At 41.5% G+C, this 19,319-nt stretch carries 16 protein-coding genes; 6 read left to right on the forward strand and 10 right to left on the reverse strand.

Going from position 1 to position 19,319, the window contains the following annotated elements; genetic code table 11:
• Positions 1–8: 8 nt before the first annotated feature.
• The 3 genes from ACFQ1M_RS08235 to ACFQ1M_RS08245 form a co-directional block, all read right to left on the reverse strand.
• Positions 9–539: a TonB-dependent receptor gene (locus tag ACFQ1M_RS08235; protein ID WP_386406654.1), complete on the reverse strand. Its 531-nt coding sequence runs from the start codon at positions 537–539 to the stop codon at positions 9–11.
• 273 nt (positions 540–812) lie between these two features.
• Entirely contained in the window at positions 813–1,025 is a 213-nt protein-coding gene (locus tag ACFQ1M_RS08240; protein ID WP_386406657.1) for a hypothetical protein, read from the reverse strand.
• A gap of 117 nt (positions 1,026–1,142) precedes the next feature.
• Entirely contained in the window at positions 1,143–2,840 is a 1,698-nt protein-coding gene (locus tag ACFQ1M_RS08245) for a helix-turn-helix domain-containing protein (RefSeq protein ID WP_386406660.1), read from the reverse strand.
• Between the two features lie 219 nt (positions 2,841–3,059).
• Between ACFQ1M_RS08245 and ACFQ1M_RS08250 the strand changes: the two genes are divergently transcribed.
• From ACFQ1M_RS08250 to ACFQ1M_RS08275, 6 genes are read left to right on the forward strand one after another with little or no spacing between them, the layout of a single operon-like run.
• On the forward strand, positions 3,060–4,973 hold the full coding sequence (locus ACFQ1M_RS08250) for a DUF294 nucleotidyltransferase-like domain-containing protein (RefSeq protein WP_386406663.1): 1,914 nt from the start codon (positions 3,060–3,062) through the stop codon (positions 4,971–4,973).
• Position 4,974: 1 nt separating this feature from the next.
• A complete protein-coding gene (locus ACFQ1M_RS08255) occupies positions 4,975–5,646 on the forward strand; it encodes a 3'-5' exonuclease (protein ID WP_386406666.1) in 672 nt (223 codons plus the stop codon).
• 56 nt (positions 5,647–5,702) lie between these two features.
• On the forward strand, positions 5,703–6,188 hold the full coding sequence (locus ACFQ1M_RS08260) for an acetyl-CoA carboxylase biotin carboxyl carrier protein subunit (RefSeq protein ID WP_386406669.1): 486 nt from the start codon (positions 5,703–5,705) through the stop codon (positions 6,186–6,188).
• A gap of 8 nt (positions 6,189–6,196) precedes the next feature.
• Positions 6,197–7,639, forward strand: coding sequence for an acetyl-CoA carboxylase biotin carboxylase subunit (gene accC / locus ACFQ1M_RS08265; RefSeq protein ID WP_386406672.1), 1,443 nt, complete (start codon positions 6,197–6,199; stop codon positions 7,637–7,639).
• A 4-nt stretch (positions 7,640–7,643) separates the two neighbouring features.
• The gene (locus ACFQ1M_RS08270; RefSeq protein WP_386406675.1) at positions 7,644–9,185 is read left to right on the forward strand and encodes an acyl-CoA carboxylase subunit beta; all 1,542 of its coding nucleotides are present in this window, start codon (positions 7,644–7,646) and stop codon (positions 9,183–9,185) included.
• Positions 9,186–9,211: 26 nt separating this feature from the next.
• Positions 9,212–9,571 (forward strand): hypothetical protein, encoded by a 360-nt coding sequence (locus ACFQ1M_RS08275; protein ID WP_386406678.1) that lies wholly within the window; start codon positions 9,212–9,214, stop codon positions 9,569–9,571.
• Between the two features lie 36 nt (positions 9,572–9,607).
• Here the strand turns inward: ACFQ1M_RS08275 and ACFQ1M_RS08280 are convergent, their stop codons facing one another.
• The 7 genes from ACFQ1M_RS08280 to ACFQ1M_RS08310 form a co-directional block, all read right to left on the reverse strand.
• Positions 9,608–9,865 carry a hypothetical protein gene (locus ACFQ1M_RS08280; RefSeq protein ID WP_386406681.1) on the reverse strand — a complete coding sequence of 86 codons (258 nt, stop codon included), beginning with the start codon at positions 9,863–9,865 and terminating at the stop codon, positions 9,608–9,610.
• Positions 9,866–10,161: 296 nt separating this feature from the next.
• Positions 10,162–11,856 carry a helix-turn-helix transcriptional regulator gene (locus ACFQ1M_RS08285; RefSeq protein WP_386406684.1) on the reverse strand — a complete coding sequence of 565 codons (1,695 nt, stop codon included), beginning with the start codon at positions 11,854–11,856 and terminating at the stop codon, positions 10,162–10,164.
• A gap of 128 nt (positions 11,857–11,984) precedes the next feature.
• The gene (gene acs / locus ACFQ1M_RS08290; RefSeq protein ID WP_386406686.1) at positions 11,985–13,892 is read right to left on the reverse strand and encodes an acetate--CoA ligase; all 1,908 of its coding nucleotides are present in this window, start codon (positions 13,890–13,892) and stop codon (positions 11,985–11,987) included.
• A 322-nt stretch (positions 13,893–14,214) separates the two neighbouring features.
• On the reverse strand, positions 14,215–14,577 hold the full coding sequence (locus ACFQ1M_RS08295; RefSeq protein ID WP_386406689.1) for a response regulator transcription factor: 363 nt from the start codon (positions 14,575–14,577) through the stop codon (positions 14,215–14,217).
• Positions 14,574–17,267 (reverse strand): ATP-binding protein, encoded by a 2,694-nt coding sequence (locus tag ACFQ1M_RS08300; protein WP_386406691.1) that lies wholly within the window; start codon positions 17,265–17,267, stop codon positions 14,574–14,576. Before ACFQ1M_RS08300 ends, ACFQ1M_RS08295 begins: the two co-directional genes overlap by 4 nt.
• A complete protein-coding gene (locus ACFQ1M_RS08305; RefSeq protein WP_386406693.1) occupies positions 17,260–17,454 on the reverse strand; it encodes a hypothetical protein in 195 nt (64 codons plus the stop codon). The genes ACFQ1M_RS08300 and ACFQ1M_RS08305 overlap by 8 nt, the downstream gene beginning before the upstream one ends.
• A gap of 88 nt (positions 17,455–17,542) precedes the next feature.
• Positions 17,543–19,318 carry a sodium:solute symporter family protein gene (locus ACFQ1M_RS08310; RefSeq protein WP_386406695.1) on the reverse strand — a complete coding sequence of 592 codons (1,776 nt, stop codon included), beginning with the start codon at positions 19,316–19,318 and terminating at the stop codon, positions 17,543–17,545.
• Between the last annotated feature and the right edge of the window lies 1 nt (position 19,319).

Here is a 19,319-nt window from a genome sequence, read left to right on the forward strand (position 1 = left end):
GTCAGTGTTTAATTTTTATTTCCTAAAAAATACGTTAGCGCAGCATTGTTGGGTGCTACCGTGATGCTTTCAATATCTGTGGGATTCAAGGAATTGAGCACGGAAAGGTCATAACGCACACCGTCGATGAGTAAAATGGTGTCAACTGAATTTCGCATAGAAATGACTGGCCTTCCAACAGGCAATGGCTGATCGGCAATTCGAATGCTGGGAACTTTGGCTCGTAACGCATTATAAATGTCTTGTTGCGTCACCAAATTGAATTCTTGAGAACTTATTTGATACGTAGTGAAAGGTAATTTGGCGGCCCAAGATATAGTTGGGCAACAAAGAGTAACGGTAGTTACCGGACAATGACTGTTATTTACCTGAACGAGTTGTCCATCTGTCGTAACCAAATTGACTCCAGGAGTCAACGCTTTCGGTTTATCGACTATAAATACTTTAAGCGGTGCTGTTCTTGTTTTGACCTTTTGATCTTGCCCAAATGCGCTTCCTGCCAAGAGGCATAGTATCAATAGAGAAGTAAGTCTTTTCATAGTCGGTGATTTTAAAGTATATCACGAAACTATGATACCCGTAGAAGCTATAAAACAATGAATGAGTGAACGATGCCCAGATGGCTGTCTAAAGTTACTTTTGAGTGAGGGAGTTATTATGTGGAAATAGAATCTTTAGTATAGTGATAACTAGAATAGCAGGCATTCCAATCGATGAACTCGACATGTTCCTGCTTGTTACTTTAATGCTGTTTTTACTATAAAAGAAGCACCCTTATGGCACTTAGATGATCTGTTTAACACAAATCTTTCTTACTCTTGGGTCAACTGATACGTTAGTCTAGTCCCAGTGCCTATGGTTTCTTGTGAATTACAATTCTTATCATTCACAGATCCCGTGCAGTATTCCGAATCTTGGGCTATTGTCTGAATATCACCACCCCTGATAGCAGTGGTGTCAGTTATTTTAGCGATGCGCATTTTCTTTAGACTGAGTGTGGTCTTTTTTCTTTTAGGTGATTGCATAGTGTGGAGTTATTGATTGGTCTAACTCAAATATAGCCTCTTTGACCAAAACCTCATAATATGATAAGGTGATATTTATAAATTCAACGTACTAAAAGATACATAAAAAACTGTATATCAAAATGATAGCTCTTTTTTCTTCTGAGCCAACTGTTTTAAGAAATAAGACGGATAGAGCCCAGTTTTTTTATAGAAGGCCAACCTAAAGGATTGTGCATTATTGAATCCTGCTTCCTTGGCGATAGCATCTATAGTATACGACTGTAAGGTCTTATCGTTAGCAAGACGATCTACGATTATGTCAATTCGGAGATTGTTGAAATAATTGGAAAAGTTGACTTTTTTGAAAACATTGATCACTTTGGATAGATAAGCACTATTGGTGCCAAATTCTTTTGCCAACGAATTGAGTGTATAATTCTCTGTGATCTTTTCAGATCGCTCAAAAGCTTCCAACTTCTCTAGGATGATATTGATCTGGTCTTCTGATAGGCCTATTTTCTTTGAGCGCTCCTTATCGGTCCTATCAGGAGTAAGAGATTTATTCGGTTTTGCCTTTTGGGCGAGCATTAACTTGTCAAATCTTTTTTGGTACTTTCTTGACCTTATTACAAAAAAGATGACCATGAATAGGAGAATACCGACTGCCAGATAGAGAAAGAGCATGTTCTTTTTGCTTTTGTTCAATAGGCGTTCTTTCTCGGCTAGCAAATTTGGGGTGTCATACTCCTTGGTAATATTGCTTCCAAGGTTTTGAAATTCCTCGACAATGGCCTCGTTCACAGATATCAATTTATCTATGGTCAGAAGCTTTTTTTCGTCATCTTCGGTTATCGTATAATATGTTAATAGCTTTTCGCTGGCGACCTGCATTTTTATGATCAATTCCTCTGGTGATTCTGCATACATTGAGTCCACCTTTTTGAGATAATGGATGGCCTCCAGATAATTATGTCTACCTGCGTAGACATCGCTTATTGTCAAGTAACAGCCTGCAAGCGATTTCTTGTTGTACTGCAGCATCAATGATGCCTTTTTCAAACTGTCGACCACCTCAATATCATACTCCTTATTTAGAACCTTGGTGTCCCCGTACACCAGCAAAAAATGATGGTATAAATAGGTGTTGTTACTCTTCTGACTTTCGACGATCCCTTTTCTGCATATGATGATCGCGGAGTCTAATTTCATATTGCGATTATAAGCATCGGTCAAGGCATATAAGGACTTCAGATATTGATCGTTATAGGCGATCTTATAAGATTCAATATCAAAGAACTTAAGATTTTCTCTAAAGATATTGAGAGTCTCTTCATTTTTACCATTGGTGACATTCTTAAGCAACCCTATATAATGCCTAACGACCATTTGCTGATAATCGTTGTCATTTTCCTTGGCGATAACATCTGCTCTTTTCAAGGACTCAAACGCCTCATTGTATTTGGACATGTAATAATATTGAATGCCCTTTTGCAAATGTCCAATCCCCAGATAGTCCTGATCCTGTAACTCTTTGGTAACTTGCAAAAGACTATCGATATAAGTGATCGCCAAAGGCGTGCGAGTGTGAAGTTGTGATAATATCAAGTAGGCCTCTGCAGTTTTAGTGATATCGCCCTTTGCTCTAGCTGCGCTGAGATAAGACCGCGCTTCACTCCTCTTCAGCGAATCAGAATCCAAACTCCGCAGATATTCTGTAAATGACTGATGGTCCGAATGGTATAGCGAAGTCTTAGTGCTATCTTGTGCAAAAAGAACGCTGCAAAAAATAATATTAAAAATAAGAATGATGTAATTGTTGTATTTATCACTCAAAATTCAATCGTTTATTATCCACAAAAGATACAAGATTCTGACCAATTTTATTATGCATTGTTGCTTTTCAACGGAAAATTGGCCCTTTGCAAGAATACTAGAAGAATATCTGGACTGTAAGGTGATTTTTTTGAAAACAATTTCGATTAAACCTGAAAGCTTCAAAAGAACATGATAAAACTCATATTCTATAAAGGGCGAAGTGAATAAATTCGTGCTATGAAAAATACCATTGCCGAACGCATTTATGACTTTTTAAAGGACTTTCCACCGTTCAGTTTACTCGCTACCGAAAAGTTGTTGGAAATTGCAAAAAATGTGGTTGTAATTCATCTTGTCAAAGATGAGTACATCTTTAGGCAGGGAGAGAATATCCACGATTGTTTCTATGTCGTGCAGGAAGGTGCGCTGGGTATTTTTAGCGAAGAAAATGGTATTTTGATTGATGAATGTGACGAAGGTGATATTTTTGGTTTGCGTGCACTTATACGGAAGGATAATTATATTCTAAGCGCCAAGGCCATTGAAGAAAGTATTCTCTACAGTATTTCATCCGATCTGCTCGAGAGTGTCATTCATTCCAATACAGCCGCCAACAAATTTCTAATTTCCAGTTTCGTTACAAACAGTAGAAATCCATATTCAAAAAATGACGATTCTCCCCTATTCATGCATTCACAGGTGCCAAATCGGTTTGAGCATCATTTTACAGGGGTTAGATCTGCAGAGTATTCGAAGGATCCTGTCACTTGTAATTTATCGGCCAAAATTAGTGAGGCTGCTAAAGTTATGGCCAACAAAAAAGTTGGTTCTATAGTAATCACCAAAAACAAGCTGCCCTTTGGAATAATCACTGATAAGGATTTCCGAACAAAAATCGCTACCGGTAAGTTTGGTATCGATGATTCAGTAAAAAAAATAATGTCCAGCCCCGTCATTACTTACAAGGAAGACATTTCTATCGCAGAGGCGCAAATTGGCATGCTTAAGAATGGTATCACCCATTTATGCATCACCAAGGATGGCACTCCAAATTCAGAATTGGTGGGAATTCTTTCAGAACATGATATCGTTGTCGCTCAAGGCAATAATCCTTCTGTTCTTATCAAAGAAGTAAAACGGGCAACGACGGCAGACAATCTCAGATTCATCCGAGAAAAGGCACAGCAGCTCCTTAAAGGCTATTTAGAGCAACAAGTACCAATTCAGTTTGTCACCAACGTTATTTCCTCTATAAACGATGCCATAACAAAACGAGTCATAGAGATTTCCTTGGCAGAAATGGATGCGCGCCCTCCTGTCAAATTTGGTTGGATGGCTTTAGGGAGCCAAGGACGAGGCGAACAATTACTATTGACAGATCAAGACAATGCACTGGTGTTTGATGATGTTGCCGAAGCACAGTACGAAAAGACAAAGCGTTATTTTCTGGACCTATCGGAAGCGGTGACCACAAAATTGAATACAGTCGGATTTGAATACTGCCCAGCGTTGATGATGGCCAGCAATCCAGAATGGTGCTTATCCGTCTCGCAATGGAAGGCCCAATTTGATAATTGGATCACCAAACCAGACGAGGATAAGATCATGTTGTGCACCATTTTTTTCGATTATAATTTGGTATACGGAGATAGCACATTAGTAGAGGAGATCTCCGAAAGTATCTACGAATCCATCGAACGGTATGAGATCTTTATGAATTTCCTAGGGCGTAATGCCTTGAAAAATCCACCACCGCTTAGCTTCTTTAGACAGTTTCTTGTAGAATCTAGTGGAGAGCATAAAGATCAATTCGATATCAAAGCCCGAGCCATCATGCCTTTGGTGGACGCAGCAAGATTGCTTTCCCTGTTCAACAGATTCAAGAACAACAATGGGACCATTTCCCGTTTTGAAAAGCTGATTCAAGTAGAACCACAAAACAGTGACCTTTATCTATCTTGCATCGATGCTTTTGAAGCACTGCTTCGATTTAGGACCATTCAAGGCCTAAAGAATAAAGATTCGGGAAGATTTGTAGACCTCAAGTTGTTGAGTAAGGCAGACCGGTTGGAGCTGAGAAGTTGCTTCAAACCTATTAAGGATGTACAAGAATTGATAAGCGTTCGTTTCCAGTTATCTCAAATACTCTGATATGCTGAAGCTATTTAAAAATAACAAAGTGTTTCCCGAATATTGGAATGAGTATCTTGACCATTTCGACCAGAAGAAAAACCATAACTTGCAAAACACGCGCTTTGTTGTTTTTGACACGGAGACCACTGGATTGAACACCTCTCTAGACAGAATATTATCAATAGGAGCTGTGGCCGTCTCCGGCTTTCAGATTGACGTCTCCGACAGTATTGAACTGTATGTGCGACAAGATGTCTACAATCGAGGAACCGTTTCCGTCCATGGTATACGAAAGGATGGACATGACTTTAAATTAGAAGAGGAACAAGCCATTATCGAATTTCTCAAATATGTCAAAGATGCTATATTAGTGGCCCATCATGCCTCTTTTGATGTTGCGATGATCAATATTGCCTTGCGGCGCCTAGGACTGCCAAAACTAAAGAACAAAGTACTTGATACGGATGACCTATTTAAGAAGACCAAATTTTCTACGGATAAAGAGAAACGCTACTCGCTCGATGTTTTGATGAAGCAGTTCGATGTAAAAGCACATGACAGGCATACGGCTGCGGGCGATGCCTATATTACAGCTTTGGTCTTTTTAAAAATCCTTGCTTCCCTTAGAATGATACGACCAATAACGCTAAAAGACCTTTTCTTTAGATCAAAAAGAATTGGTTTGCTGTAGCGATCTATTAACCCATAAATGGCTATTTTTATAGAACAAAAAACACCGATACACTAATGACCAACACATTCAAAGCCAATGTCAATAACAATATGGATTTTGACATTACAAAAGAAGACGTTTTGAAGATCGATGCTGTCAAAACGAGCGACTCCAAATATCATATATTAAATGAAGGAAAACCATACAATACAGAAGTCGTCCATGTCAACTTTGGAAAGAAGGAATACACTATAAAGGTCAACAACAGTACCTATGCGGTAAGAATCTCTGACGGCTTAGACCTCTTCATCAAAGAAATGGGATTCTCACTCGGTGCTTCCAAGCATGTCAATCAAATTAAAGCACCAATGCCTGGTCTTCTGCTAGACGTTCACATTAAGGAGGGACAAGAAGTGAAGGAAGATGACCCCCTTGTCATTTTAGAGGCCATGAAAATGGAAAATATCATTCTTTCACCTCGTGATGGTATCATTAAATCCATATCCGCCTCAAAAGGAGATACCGTGGACAAGGGCCAGTTATTGTTAGAATTTCAATAAATACACATATGAAAAAAATATTGGTTGCCAACAGAGGCGAGATCGCCATCCGAGTGATGAAGACCGCCCAAAAGATGGGAATTAAAACAGTGGCAGTCTATTCGACAGTCGATAGAAATGCACCTCACGTAAAATTTGCCGATGAAGCGGTATGCATTGGCGAGCCTCCCTCCAATCAGTCCTATTTGGTGGGTTCTAAGATCATCGAGGTCGCAAAAGATCTCAATGTAGATGCTATACATCCCGGCTATGGTTTCTTAAGTGAAAACGCTGATTTTGCAGAGCAGGTCGAAAAAAACAACATTATTTTTATCGGACCAAAATCAAAGGCCATCAGGGTAATGGGGAGCAAGCTAGCCGCCAAAGAGACGGTCGCCAGCTATAACATTCCGATGGTTCCTGGTATCGATGAAGCGATCACCGATGTGGAAAAAGCAAAGAAGATCGCAAAAGAGATAGGATACCCTGTGCTCATCAAAGCTTCTGCCGGTGGTGGAGGAAAGGGAATGCGCATCGTAGAACAAGAGAAGGACCTGAAATCTCAAATGGAGCGAGCGATCAGTGAAGCCACATCGGCCTTTGGTGATGGATCGGTCTTTATAGAAAAATATGTCACATCGCCACGTCACATCGAAATTCAAGTAATGGCAGACAGCCACGGCAACGTTTTACATTTTTTTGAACGCGAATGCAGCATACAACGAAGACACCAGAAAGTAGTGGAAGAAGCACCATCTTCGGTACTTTCACCAGAATTACGTGAAAAGATGGGGCAAGCGGCGATCAATGTGGCCAAGTCGTGTGATTACCTTGGCGCTGGTACCGTCGAATTTCTCCTCGATGCCGATCATAATTTTTACTTCTTAGAAATGAACACTCGCTTACAAGTCGAACATCCAGTTACCGAATTGATCAGTGGCGTGGATCTGGTAGAATTACAGATCAGAGTGGCACGAGGCGAGGCTCTTCAAATAAAACAAGACGACTTAAAGATCAAAGGGCATGCCTTGGAGCTTCGCGTCTATGCCGAAGATTCGTTGAATGACTTTTTACCTAGTGTAGGTCGCCTGGATACCTATGATTTGCCTGTTGGAGAAGGTATTCGAGTGGACAACGGATTTGAAGAAGGCATGGATGTGCCCATCTACTATGATCCCATGCTTTCAAAATTGATCACCTACGGAAAAGACCGAGACGAAGCTATACAATTGATGCTCTATGCGATCGACAACTATATTGTTGAAGGTGTGGAGACAACGCTTCCCTTCGGACGATTCGTTTGTGAGCATGAAGCCTTTAGGTCTGGAAATTTCGATACCCATTTCGTGAAAAAATATTATTCACCAGAATCGTTGAAGAAAAAGACCGAGGAAGAGGCGCGTATTGCGGCCATGGTCGCCTTGAAACGTTATTTTGAAGATCAAGAGATTGTTAGACTTCCAACCAATTAAGAATATGGATTCAAAGATAAAGACCTTAGAAGAAAAAGTTGCACTTGCCCATTTGGGAGGCGGAGAGCAACGAATTGAAAAACAACATCAAAAGAAAAAACTCACCGCCCGAGAGCGCATCGCTTATCTCTTGGATGAAGGTTCTTTTGAGGAAACCGGAGTCCTTGTCACTCATAGGACCACCGATTTTGGGATGGAAAAAGAGATCTATTACGGAGACGGTGTCGTCACCGGCTATGGAACGATCGATGGACGACTGGTCTATGTGTTCGCCCAAGACTTCACGGTGTTCGGAGGCGCTTTGTCAGAAACACATGCAGAGAAGATCTGTAAAGTAATGGACCTTGCAATGAAGGTCGGCGCCCCCATCATTGGACTTAACGATTCTGGTGGTGCACGTATCCAAGAAGGTGTGAGATCACTTGGCGGTTATGCCGATATCTTCTATCGCAACGTGATGGCCTCTGGTGTCATCCCACAATTATCAGCCATTATGGGACCTTGTGCTGGTGGAGCGGTGTATTCTCCTGCAATGACCGATTTTACATTGATGGTAGAGAATACCAGCTATATGTTTGTTACAGGACCCAATGTGGTAAAGACGGTTACCAACGAGGAGGTGACGGCGGAAGAATTAGGTGGTGCAACTACCCATGCCATGAAATCGGGTGTAGCACACGTAACCTCGGCCAACGACATCGCCTGTTTGGAAGATGTCAAGAAATTGTTGAGTTATCTACCACAGAGCAATAAAGAACAACCGAAGCATCTGCCGTATGAACTGAACGACGAGATACGTGATTCTCTTAGCAACATCGTCCCAGACGACCCTAGCAAACCTTATGATATGCACGAGGTCATCGATGGTATCATCGATGAAGATTCCTTTTATGAGATCCATAAGGATTATGCCGAAAATATCATTGTAGGTTTTGCACGTCTCGGTGGAAGAAGTGTAGGTGTCATTGCCAACCAACCGATGTTTCTGGCTGGAGTTTTGGGCGTGAAAAGCTCCAAAAAGGCTGCTCGCTTTACCCGATTCTGCGACTGCTTCAATATTCCATTGTTGGTACTGGTAGATGTTCCTGGCTTTTTACCTGGTACCGATCAAGAATGGAACGGGATTATCGTCCACGGAGCCAAGTTGTTATACGCATTAAGCGAGGCCACGGTACCCAGAGTCACCGTCATCACCCGAAAGGCCTATGGTGGCGCATATGACGTAATGAATTCAAAACACATTGGTGCCGATATGAATTTTGCCTGGCCTACTGCAGAGATCGCTGTAATGGGTGCCAAAGGCGCCAGTGAGATCATTTTCAGACGGGAGATCAAAGCTTCCGATGACCCAACAGCCAAACTTGCCGAAAAGGAATCCGAATATGCCGACAAATTTGCCAATCCGTATCGTGCGGCACAGCGTGGATTCATAGATGAAGTAATACTTCCTAAAAATACGAGACGTAAACTTTTGAAGGCATTTGCCATGCTTGAAACTAAAGAAGCAAAGCTTCCAGAAAAGAAACACGGAAATATTCCGTTATAATGTAAGAAACCCCAAATCTTACCATTATGAATCGTAGAACTTTATCTAAATATGCTATTTATAGCATCGCCGTCTTGAGCGCAGCTTTGATCAATGGCCTGGTAATCGATTACGTGAGAAGACATATCGATCAAAAAGGATATCTTTTGGTATTGATAGATATGCTGATCGTTGTGCTCATTTTTGCACCAACCTTTGCCTTGGTGGCCAAGTACACCAAAAAACTTTCCAGGGTATATATCTATTCGTCCAATAAACTTTCATCAACGAAGAATGGAAGATTTGTAGGCTTTGCTATTGCACTTATAGCCTTGTTCGTTCTCTATGCGTTGCTACGTCACAATATAGACGTGCTGGACAGACTGAAAACGATGATCAGCTCATAGATCAAAGGAACACCAATATTACGACTTGTTTAGCCATTAATTCGTCCCTAGCTCATCGGACCTGGTATCATCGTTCTTACCTAGAGTGATATAATCGGAATATTCCTTTTGGAAGAATTCATTTTTCTCTTTCAACGAATGATGGAAATCATTGAGAAATCCTAATTTTTCTCTCAATATCATATTTTCATTGGTCAATCGTTCTATTTCAAGCCTCATTGTCGCTAGCTGGTCTTCATGCACTTCGCTGGTGCTGTAATTTTTGAAAAGCTTAAATAGAAAATTCATGGTCATATGGGGCTATTGGCCATTGATTACTCAACATCGATAAAAGTATTTCCTTTTCCTTGTCGCAACTACAATTAAAAACCTCCAATTGTCGAAGGGGGAAATTGGAGGTGATTTAAAGTCAGCGTATGAAACAGATGTTCAATTCGCCATGATGAAATAGGGTTGGGGAATTACTTTTGTTTCTGAAGCTAATATATTTCAGTTTCCTTAAATATGACAAGAATTAATATGGACAATTGATGGACAAAAGAACTAAGATTCTTTCGAAATTCTAGTATTTAAGGACTCGGAACGATTTTTTAAAACTCCTTTAAAAACATGTTGAGATCTACCTCCTTGGAAAGACCGAGCTTTTTTCTTAATCGGAAACGGCTCTTATAGACGGATTGTGGACTCACATTCTGAAGCATGGCGATCTCAGGATTATCGATGTTAAGTCTAATAAGTGAACAGAGTCGTACTTCAGAGCGAGTAAGCTGTGGGAAATGCGCCCTTAACTTTTCATAGAATTCGTTGCTTAATTTTTCTACCCTATCCTTAAAATCGATAGTCCTATCCTCCACTTTGATCTTACGAGCTACGTCTTTCTCCAAAAGTTGTAGCTGTTTTCCTTTAGTACGTCCTTTACTGCCCTTGATCACAGAAATCTTTTCCAATATCTCTTTGGCCCACTCTTGATTTTGAGAGATGTTCAAGGCAAAGTCGGCAAGGTCTCGTTTTTTAAGCTCCATTTCGGAAGCCAATAATTGGTTTTTCAGCGAGGCTGTGCGTGCCTTTTCTTCAATCAAGGCGTTCTCCGTACGAACTGCCAACAGCCTTTGCCTATTTTTAGCATAGATCAAATAAAGCCCTACAACAAGGAGAAGGCAAAAGAGCAGAACAAAGCTCAATCGCTGTTCTGCACGGTCTATTTCGCTCAATCGAATCTTCTTTTCTTTTTCTAAAGAATTTTGGGTTCTTTCCAACGCTATCTTTCTAAAGAGCGTCTGATCTCCTAAGATATTCGCTTGGTCCAGTGCAGACAGACTATCCTTCATTCTTATGAGCCTATCAGAACAAATTCCCGCCTGTGTCAAGGCACCAACACCCCTGTAATAGTCACCTTGTGTTTTAATGAGCAGCAGCCGCGTCTTAATGCTATCATCATAGGGAGGGGCATTCTTAAAATACCGTTCTACTTCTTTGATCAGTTCAATGGCTTTTGTAAAATGATTCAATTTCATTTCTACATCGGCCAATTGCAGTCCAGCCCTAAACCAACGTTCATAGTCTTTAGTGCCGTTTTGGATATTCTTCCCATAAAATTCATAATTGATAGTAAAAAGTTTTTTTGCTTCCTCATACCTTTTTTCAGTCATATGAACCAATGCAATATTGTCATAGATGCTCCACTGCAAGGCGAACTTTTCTCTAGCTGAATTTGGAAATTCATACATTTTGTTGAAGTAGTATAACGCGGAATCATTATTCTTTAAATTGTCGTAAAAATGTATTCCGAAATTGTTGAGACTCCCTAGAGTATGAGCCGTTTTCGAATTTGGGAGCTTTTGGTTATGGGCGATGATCGCTCTATATGTGGCGGTAGCGCTATCATACTTTCTTAGGGCTATCTGACCAATGGCAATGTAAGAGGACAGGTGGATATACTTATCTGTATAATTTAATTTCTTGGCGTAGATAGCAGCACTTTTGGCATTGTATACCCATTCATCGAGGAACTGTCTAGCTAAGAACCATCGTAAATATTTCGAGTGAAAATCAAATTTTAATGTATCATTGGAAGCTTCTTCAATCAATTCGGTTCCTTGGTAATAGATTTCCATAGCCCGTACTGTGGACTTCTCCGGGTCACTTGAAAGAGAGGAGAACTCTTTGAGCAGCGACTCCAATTTTTTGTCGGCCTCATTGTTTTGGAGTTCAATCTGCGCCCATGATGATTGCACAAAAAGAAGGGCAATGAATAGGGACATTATGGGGGTCAATGTTTTGGTCATTCAATATTCATAAGTAAGTAAACCATCACAAAAATATGAAATTGAATATTGACAACCACAGAATCCCAGATTCGAAAAGCCCTTGAGCCATGGGAGCGAGTTCCCATCTTTTAATCTTATTTCAAAGCTTACAACGCCTCCTCCATGATCTTCTCTACCACTTCCGGATTCAATAAGGTTGAAGTGTCCCCTAGATTGGACGTGTCCTTAGAGGCGATCTTTCTTAAGATTCTTCGCATGATCTTCCCACTACGCGTTTTAGGAAGTCCTGGCACAAATTGTATCTTATCTAACTTAGCAATGGGTCCAATACGATCGGTTATCTGTTGATTGACTTCCTTACCAAGGTTATCACGATCACGAGATTCTCCTGTTTCTTTTAGTATGATAAAACCATACAAGGCATTTCCTTTGATATCGTGCGGAAAACCAACAATGGCAGATTCTGCTACTGCGGGATGCTCGTTGATCGCATCTTCGATTGGTGCCGTACCTAGGTTATGTCCAGAAACGATGATCACATCGTCTACCCTACCCGTAATTCGATAATAGCCAACCTCGTCTCGCAAGGCGCCATCTCCTGTAAAATAGTGATTAGGATAAGCCGAGAAATAGGTATCCTTATAACGCTGATGATCCCCCCAGATGGTACGCGCCATCGATGGCCATGGAAATTTTATACACAAACGACCGTCTACTTGATTTCCAGTGATCTCTTTGCCGTCCTCGTCCATCAGGGCGGGCTGCACACCAGGCATTGGCAAGGTTGCGTAAGTGGGTTTGGTAGGCGTGGCAAAAGGGATCGGTGAAATGAGTATACCACCGGTCTCGGTCTGCCACCAAGTGTCGACAATGGGGGATTTTTTGGCTCCCACATGATCGTTGTACCAATGCCAGGCCTCTTCGTTGATAGGCTCTCCCACCGTGCCGAGTACCTTAAGACTCGAAAGGTCGTGATTGGTGACATAATCTAAATTCTCCTTTGCCAAGGCTCTGATCGCCGTTGGTGCCGTATAGAATTGTGTGATCTTGTGTTTCTGAACGATGTCCCAAAAGCGGCCAAAGTCTGGATAGGATGGCACGCCTTCAAACATTACGGTAGTAGCGCCATTGGCCAATGGTCCGTAAACGATATAGGAATGTCCCGTGATCCAACCGATATCGGCTGTGCACCAATAGATATCATCCTCTCTATACTGAAAGACGTTTTTAAAGGTATAAGCCGTGTATACCATATAGCCGGCCGTGGTATGCATCATCCCTTTTGGCCGTCCTGTCGATCCCGAAGTGTAAAGAATGAACAGCGGGTCTTCAGCATCCATGATCTCTGGGTCACAGTCTTGATAGGCATTGTCTAGCAACGGCTGCAACCATTGGTCTCGGCCTTCTTTCATGTTGATTTCGACATTGATCCGTTTTACTACCAACACAGTTTCTACACACGGGCAGTGTTCCAGTGCATCATCCACGATACCTTTTAGATCGATCGTCTTGGCCCCACGATACGAACCGTCGGAGGTGATGACCATCTTTGCTTCGCAATCATTGATGCGGGTTGCCAAGGCGGTTGAAGAAAATCCTGCAAAGACGACCGAATGAATCGCTCCGATGCGGGCACAGGCCAAAACCGAAATAGCGAGTTCTGGAATCATTGGGAGATAAATGCAAACTCTATCACCCTTTTTTACGCCCTTCTCCTTTAATACATTGGCGAATTTACAAACACGCTCGTACAATTGCCTGTAGGTAATATGCTGCGTTTCTTCCTTCGGATCGTTCGGTTCGAATAAGATGGCGGTCTTGTTGCCACGTATATGCAAATGTCTGTCGATACAGTTCTCGGTGATGTTCAGTTTGGCGCCTTCAAACCATTTTATCGATGGTTTTTCAAAGTCCCAATCAAGCACCTTGTCCCAGCGCTTGCGCCATAAGAAGTGCTCTTCTGCTATCTCTTCCCAAAAACTCTGTGGGTTACGTACCGATTTTCTATAGACTTGATAATATTCTTCAAGATTCTTAATATGATAATTGCTCATTGTAGTTGGTTTTTATTGTTTGTTATTAATAGTTAATTACTTTGATCAACGTTAAACTCTTTTTTTGGACTTGAACAGCCCAAACCAGTTGGGATTAAGTACTTTCAACTTAATGAAAACCCAGATGATCACTACAAAACATAAACCCATCACAATGGAGTTCAAAGGGCTTATCGGTGTTTCGCTTTCATACTTGAAGCGAAGGTATAAGGAAGCTAAAGCGTAAATACTTATAAGAATATCGGACGCTAAGGGGTTTAATCGAAATCTCATCTTTCCTAACTTAAATTGAACAATAATTATTTATACACAAGACCCGTGATCAATTGAGGAGCTCCTCGATCTCCGAAACTAACTTCTTTACCGAAAATGGCTTTGTGAGATACTTATCAGCTCCTAGTTGCATTCCTTTTTCTATATCAGCTGCTTTGTTCTTTGCTGACAGGAAGACAACTTTGGTATTCCTTAAGGATGCATCATCCTTTATCTGCCTTAAAGTTTCATAACCGTCCACATCAGGCATCATTATATCCAACAGGATAAGGTCTGGCAAATTTTCCTTTGCGATCTGCATGGCCTCTCCTCCATCTCTTGCGATATACACTTCAAAATTCTTTTTCTTAAAGGTATATTCAAGAGACATTACAATGTTTGGTTCATCGTCAACAATTAAAATCTTCTTCATGTTTTTGTATGTGGTATGGTGAACACAAATCGCGCTCCCTTTTTATATTTTTTATCAACCCAGATCTTGCCTTTATGACTTTCGATGATCTTTTTACTAATGGACAATCCCAATCCGCTACCTAGGGGTTTCTTAATGTTTTGATGCTTGGCCTGATAGAATTTGTCAAAGACGAACTTGATGTCTTCCTTCGGTATTCCTTTACCGTTGTCTTCTATCGACACTTGTATCTTGTCTTTCTTTTTTTGAGCGTTCACTTTAATTGGGCCATCCTCTGGTTCGGTGAACTTGATCGCGTTGCTGAGCAAATTTGTGAGTACTTGGAGCATGCGGTCTTCATCATATTGCGCGTTGATCTCTTGGCCGTTTTGAAATTCTACGCATACTCCTTTCTTGGAAGCGATCTGCGAAACCCCTCTGATGGCTTTCTCAATGGTCACTTCAATTTGATTGTTACCTATTGCCAATTCTTCTCTTCCGTTGGAAAGTTTTTCAAGGTCCAAGATATTATGAATCAAGGTGACCAACCGATCAGAATCACGAGCAATATTGGTGAGAAACTTGTTCTTTAGATCTTCGGGCATCTCGTCGTCTTCGACCAATACCTCCGATGCCGCTTTAATTGATGTTATGGGTGTTTTTAATTCATGAGCAACGGTATCTAGGAACTCATCTTTTATACGGTCTTGCTCTAACAATTCTTCGTTGGCGTCTTTTAATTGGTCTGCCAGTTGTGTAAGCTCTTGCGACTTTTCTTTTAATGCCTTATTCGTTGCAATGGTCTCTTTGGATTCTTCTAAGATCTTCAAGACTTCGACAAGGCTCACAGGTTGCTCTTTTGCTACACTTGCAATAAGGATTCTGGCAGAGGCGCTGCCGATACTTCCCGTTAAGAGCTTTTCAGAAAAATTGACCAATCGTGCATCTGCCCGTTCTTCGGAATCGGATATGTTGTATTTAAGGTTGAAGATCCGCAATGCGCGTTCTGTTCTTTCCTTGCCCAAAAAACGTTTTAGCATATCTCTGATATCCGTGACGTAGGCTTCTCCCTTCCACACAAAAGCACCCTCTTGTAAATTGCTATAATTGCTGCTATTCACAAACATTTCGGCATAATTACGTTCTCTATAGTTTCCCTTGGAAAGCAACGAAAAGGTCAAAAAACTAAAAATATTGAAGAGCATGCTCCAAAAGAACGCGTGTGCTTCTTGCCCCAGAAAATCCAAACCAAAGAGCTGATAAGGTCTTAGCAGGTCTACACCGAACAATCCTTTATCAATAAAAGAAGTGTTCCCCGTTAAAACGGTGACGATCAATGGACTGATCAGGGTGTAAATGACCACTAGCATTCCAGTGACCATCCCTATTTTGGCTGCTTTTGCGGAACCGCGATTCCAGAAAAGACCGATAAAAAATGATGGTGCCAATTGTGTTATTACTACAAAAGAAATAAGCCCAATAGAATATAAGGAAAGCTCGTAGGAGAAGTTGACATAAAAAAGATAGGCCAGAATGATGAGCGAGAAGATCGAGATTCTCCGAATGTTCTTAATATAATTTGAATTCTTTTCGGGATCCCCTTTGATGAACTTAGCTAAGAACCCATAAGGAATCACCAAGTTGTTGCTCACCATGGTAGACAATGCCAATGTAGAAACTACGACCATAGAAATGACGGCAGAGAATCCACCGAAAAACACCAACATCGCCAAAAAGATATTGTCTTGCTGAAGTGGGAGCAATAACGTAAAGTAGTCGTTATTCACTTCAGTAGGTAGCCTCAATTTTCCGGCCCATGCAATGAAGATCACAAAAATATTGAACAGGAGCAGGTACAATGGAAAAAGCCAAATGGCCTTTTTTAAATATCGCTCGCGGTCATTCTCTACGACTGCAACATGAAATTGTCTCGGTAAAAGAAATATGGCAAAGAAAGATAGGGCAATGGTAAAAAGCCAGTTAAACCCGAACTCTAAGCCATTGTAGGAAGTAATACGTTCAAAGTCGCTTAAATTAGATGCCTTTTGGTATACGTCGATAGTGCCATCAAACAAATAGTAGGTAACATAGATTCCAATGACAAGAAAAAAGGCAAGCTTTAAAATGGACTCAAAGGCCACCGTAGTCATGATTCCCTTTCTCCGTTGGGAGGCATCTGTAGCCTGGGTACCAAAAAATGCAACAAAAATGGCCAATAGCACAGCTATGTAGAAGGTAGAGTCATCCAGCACAGAGGTGGAGGCATAACTGGTTTCGTCGGTAATGATCTCAAAAGTCTCGGAGATTGCCTTTAGCTGTAGAGATATATAGGGAACGATACCAAACACGCAGATGATCGTGACCAAGGCTCCAAGAGACCGATTGTTCCCATAACGAAGTGAAATAAAATCTGCAATACTAGAGATCTTGTGCTGTTTAGAAATGCGGATGATCTTCCTCATGAGAACGACCCATAAGGGCATTGCTATCACAGGGCCAAGATAAATAGCTAGAAAGTTGATTCCGGTTCGGGACGCGATTCCCACACTTCCATAATACGTCCATGCAGAACAATAAACTGCCAACGAAAGCACATAGATGTATGGGTTGTTCACCCATTTGCTCTTTGAATTGCGCTCAGCCCAAAAAGCTATTCCGAATAAACATCCCAAATAGATAATAATCACCCCTATGAGAAGATAGTTATTCATAATGCCTCTTTAGGATGAGGAATGAAACTAGGATGGCAACTGCCCAAAGTAGAAAAATAAAAAAATAGATGCTTGGAAACCCAAAGAAGCTGGCTTCTTGGTCAAATATCATCACGAGAGGGACATTCAATAGAAATAGCAAGGTCAATGATAGGACCACTAACTTTTGTTCATGCCTCTTTTTCATTTTTCAAGATTTTGGTTGGACTCTTAAAGTTAGAAAAAAAACGGTGTTGGCCATAGTGCGCAACACCGTTTATCTAACTAACGTTTTATCAATGTGAGGAAGCATCCCCTGCTCCGCTTGGGATCCTGATATGTTCAACGATCTCCTGAACATCTTCTGGTGGTGCAGCTGTTAATCTGGAAACGACAACAGAAACTACCACATTTACGATCATGGCGATCGTTCCGAAGCCTTCGGGCGATGTGCCAAACCACCACTCGCTTGCCGGACGAGCATCCATAACACCTATCAATCCTGTCTTATAACGGATCATATAGAACAGCATCAAAGTAATTCCGACGATCATCCCAGTGACGGCTCCTTGCCTATTCATTCGCTTGTCGAATATTCCTAGAATGATGGCAGGGAAGAACGAGGCCGCTGCGAGCCCAAAGGCCAGCGCCACGACCGCCGCCACAAATCCCGGCGGATAAATTCCGAAGAGACCAGCGATAATGATAGCAACAAGAATACTAATACGTGCTGCCCAAAGTTCTCCTTTTTCAGAAATATTCGGTTTGATCTGCTTTTTTATCAAATCGTGTGATATCGACGTTGAGATCACCAAAAGAAGTCCTGCGGCTGTAGAGAGAGCTGCTGCAAGTCCACCTGCGGCAACTAGTGCAATTACCCAGTTTGGTAAATTGGCAATTTCAGGATTGGCGAGTACCATGATATCACGATCAACATATAATTCATTCTTGCCATCATTGGCATTAGAGATCATTCGTTCTCCATGAGTTCCTCTTTCGGCCATGTAAACCGGTTTCTTACCATCCAAGGCACTTCCAGCTACATACTGAATCTTTCCATCGTTGTTCTTATCGGACCATGCGATAAGACCAGTATTTTCCCAATTCTTAAACCATTCTGGTACATCGGTATACGGCGTTTCACTTACTGTTTCGATGAGATTTGTTCTTGCGAATACTGCGATTGCAGGTGCGGTGGTATAAAGTATTGCAATGAATAACAATGCCAGGCCTGCAGATTTACGGGCGTCCTTTACTTTAGGGACCGTAAAGAAACGTACAATAACGTGAGGCAGCCCTGCCGTACCTACCATTAGTGCCAAGGTTATCGCAAAAACATCCCAGGTCGATTTGGTGCCATCGGTATATTCATTGAATCCGAGTTGTGTATGTAAGGTATCTAGCTTATCTAAAAGGAAAGCCCCTCCTTCCACTTTGCCACCCATTCCAATCTGAGGAATTGGGTTTCCTGTCATCTGCATCGAAATAAAGAATGCGGGCACCATAAAGGCGAAGATCAATACACAATATTGAGCAACCTGGGTGTATGTGATACCCTTCATTCCGCCTAAAAAGGCAAAAACGAGTACTACGGACATGCCAATGATCACTCCGATGTTGATATCCACCTGCAAAAATTGTGAGAATACAATTCCTACTCCCCTCATTTGACCAGCCACATAGGTGAATGACACGATCAATGCACAAATAACCGCAACGGTTCTTGCTGTATTGGAATAATATCTATCTCCTATAAAATCGGGGACGGTGAATTTTCCAAACTTTCTTAGATACGGTGCCAACAGCAACGCTAGAAGTACATAACCTCCTGTCCAGCCCATTAGGAATACCGAACCATCATATCCCATGAAGGAGATCAACCCCGCCATCGAGATAAAGGAGGCTGCACTCATCCAGTCTGCTGCTGTAGCCATTCCGTTAGCTAATGGAGAAACCCCACCACCAGCTACATAAAACTCTTTTGTAGAACCTGCTCTTGCCCATATTGCTATTCCGAAATAGAGGGCAAAAGTAATCCCAACTAAAATCCATGTCCATGCTTGAACGCTCATA

Origin of the sequence: Sungkyunkwania multivorans (genome assembly GCF_042675645.1) — a bacterium.
In the GTDB taxonomy this organism is placed as follows: domain Bacteria; phylum Bacteroidota; class Bacteroidia; order Flavobacteriales; family Flavobacteriaceae; genus Sungkyunkwania; species Sungkyunkwania multivorans.

What these genes read in the sequence shown, in the direction of transcription:
- ACFQ1M_RS08250 (WP_386406663.1), top strand. Translation starts at nt 3,060, where the DNA reads ATGAAAAATACCATTGCCGAACGCATTTATGACTTTTTAAAGGACTTT.
- ACFQ1M_RS08235 (WP_386406654.1), bottom strand. Translation starts at nt 539, where the DNA reads ATGAAAAGACTTACTTCTCTATTGATACTATGCCTCTTGGCAGGAAGC.
- ACFQ1M_RS08305 (WP_386406693.1), bottom strand. Translation starts at nt 17,454, where the DNA reads ATGAAAAAGAGGCATGAACAAAAGTTAGTGGTCCTATCATTGACCTTG.
- acs (WP_386406686.1), bottom strand. Translation starts at nt 13,892, where the DNA reads ATGAGCAATTATCATATTAAGAATCTTGAAGAATATTATCAAGTCTAT.
- ACFQ1M_RS08300 (WP_386406691.1), bottom strand. Translation starts at nt 17,267, where the DNA reads ATGAATAACTATCTTCTCATAGGGGTGATTATTATCTATTTGGGATGT.
- accC (WP_386406672.1), top strand. Translation starts at nt 6,197, where the DNA reads ATGAAAAAAATATTGGTTGCCAACAGAGGCGAGATCGCCATCCGAGTG.
- ACFQ1M_RS08310 (WP_386406695.1), bottom strand. Translation starts at nt 19,318, where the DNA reads ATGAGCGTTCAAGCATGGACATGGATTTTAGTTGGGATTACTTTTGCC.
- ACFQ1M_RS08270 (WP_386406675.1), top strand. Translation starts at nt 7,644, where the DNA reads ATGGATTCAAAGATAAAGACCTTAGAAGAAAAAGTTGCACTTGCCCAT.
- ACFQ1M_RS08285 (WP_386406684.1), bottom strand. Translation starts at nt 11,856, where the DNA reads ATGACCAAAACATTGACCCCCATAATGTCCCTATTCATTGCCCTTCTT.
- ACFQ1M_RS08275 (WP_386406678.1), top strand. Translation starts at nt 9,212, where the DNA reads ATGAATCGTAGAACTTTATCTAAATATGCTATTTATAGCATCGCCGTC.
- ACFQ1M_RS08240 (WP_386406657.1), bottom strand. Translation starts at nt 1,025, where the DNA reads ATGCAATCACCTAAAAGAAAAAAGACCACACTCAGTCTAAAGAAAATG.
- ACFQ1M_RS08280 (WP_386406681.1), bottom strand. Translation starts at nt 9,865, where the DNA reads ATGACCATGAATTTTCTATTTAAGCTTTTCAAAAATTACAGCACCAGC.
- ACFQ1M_RS08295 (WP_386406689.1), bottom strand. Translation starts at nt 14,577, where the DNA reads ATGAAGAAGATTTTAATTGTTGACGATGAACCAAACATTGTAATGTCT.
- ACFQ1M_RS08260 (WP_386406669.1), top strand. Translation starts at nt 5,703, where the DNA reads ATGACCAACACATTCAAAGCCAATGTCAATAACAATATGGATTTTGAC.
- ACFQ1M_RS08255 (WP_386406666.1), top strand. Translation starts at nt 4,975, where the DNA reads ATGCTGAAGCTATTTAAAAATAACAAAGTGTTTCCCGAATATTGGAAT.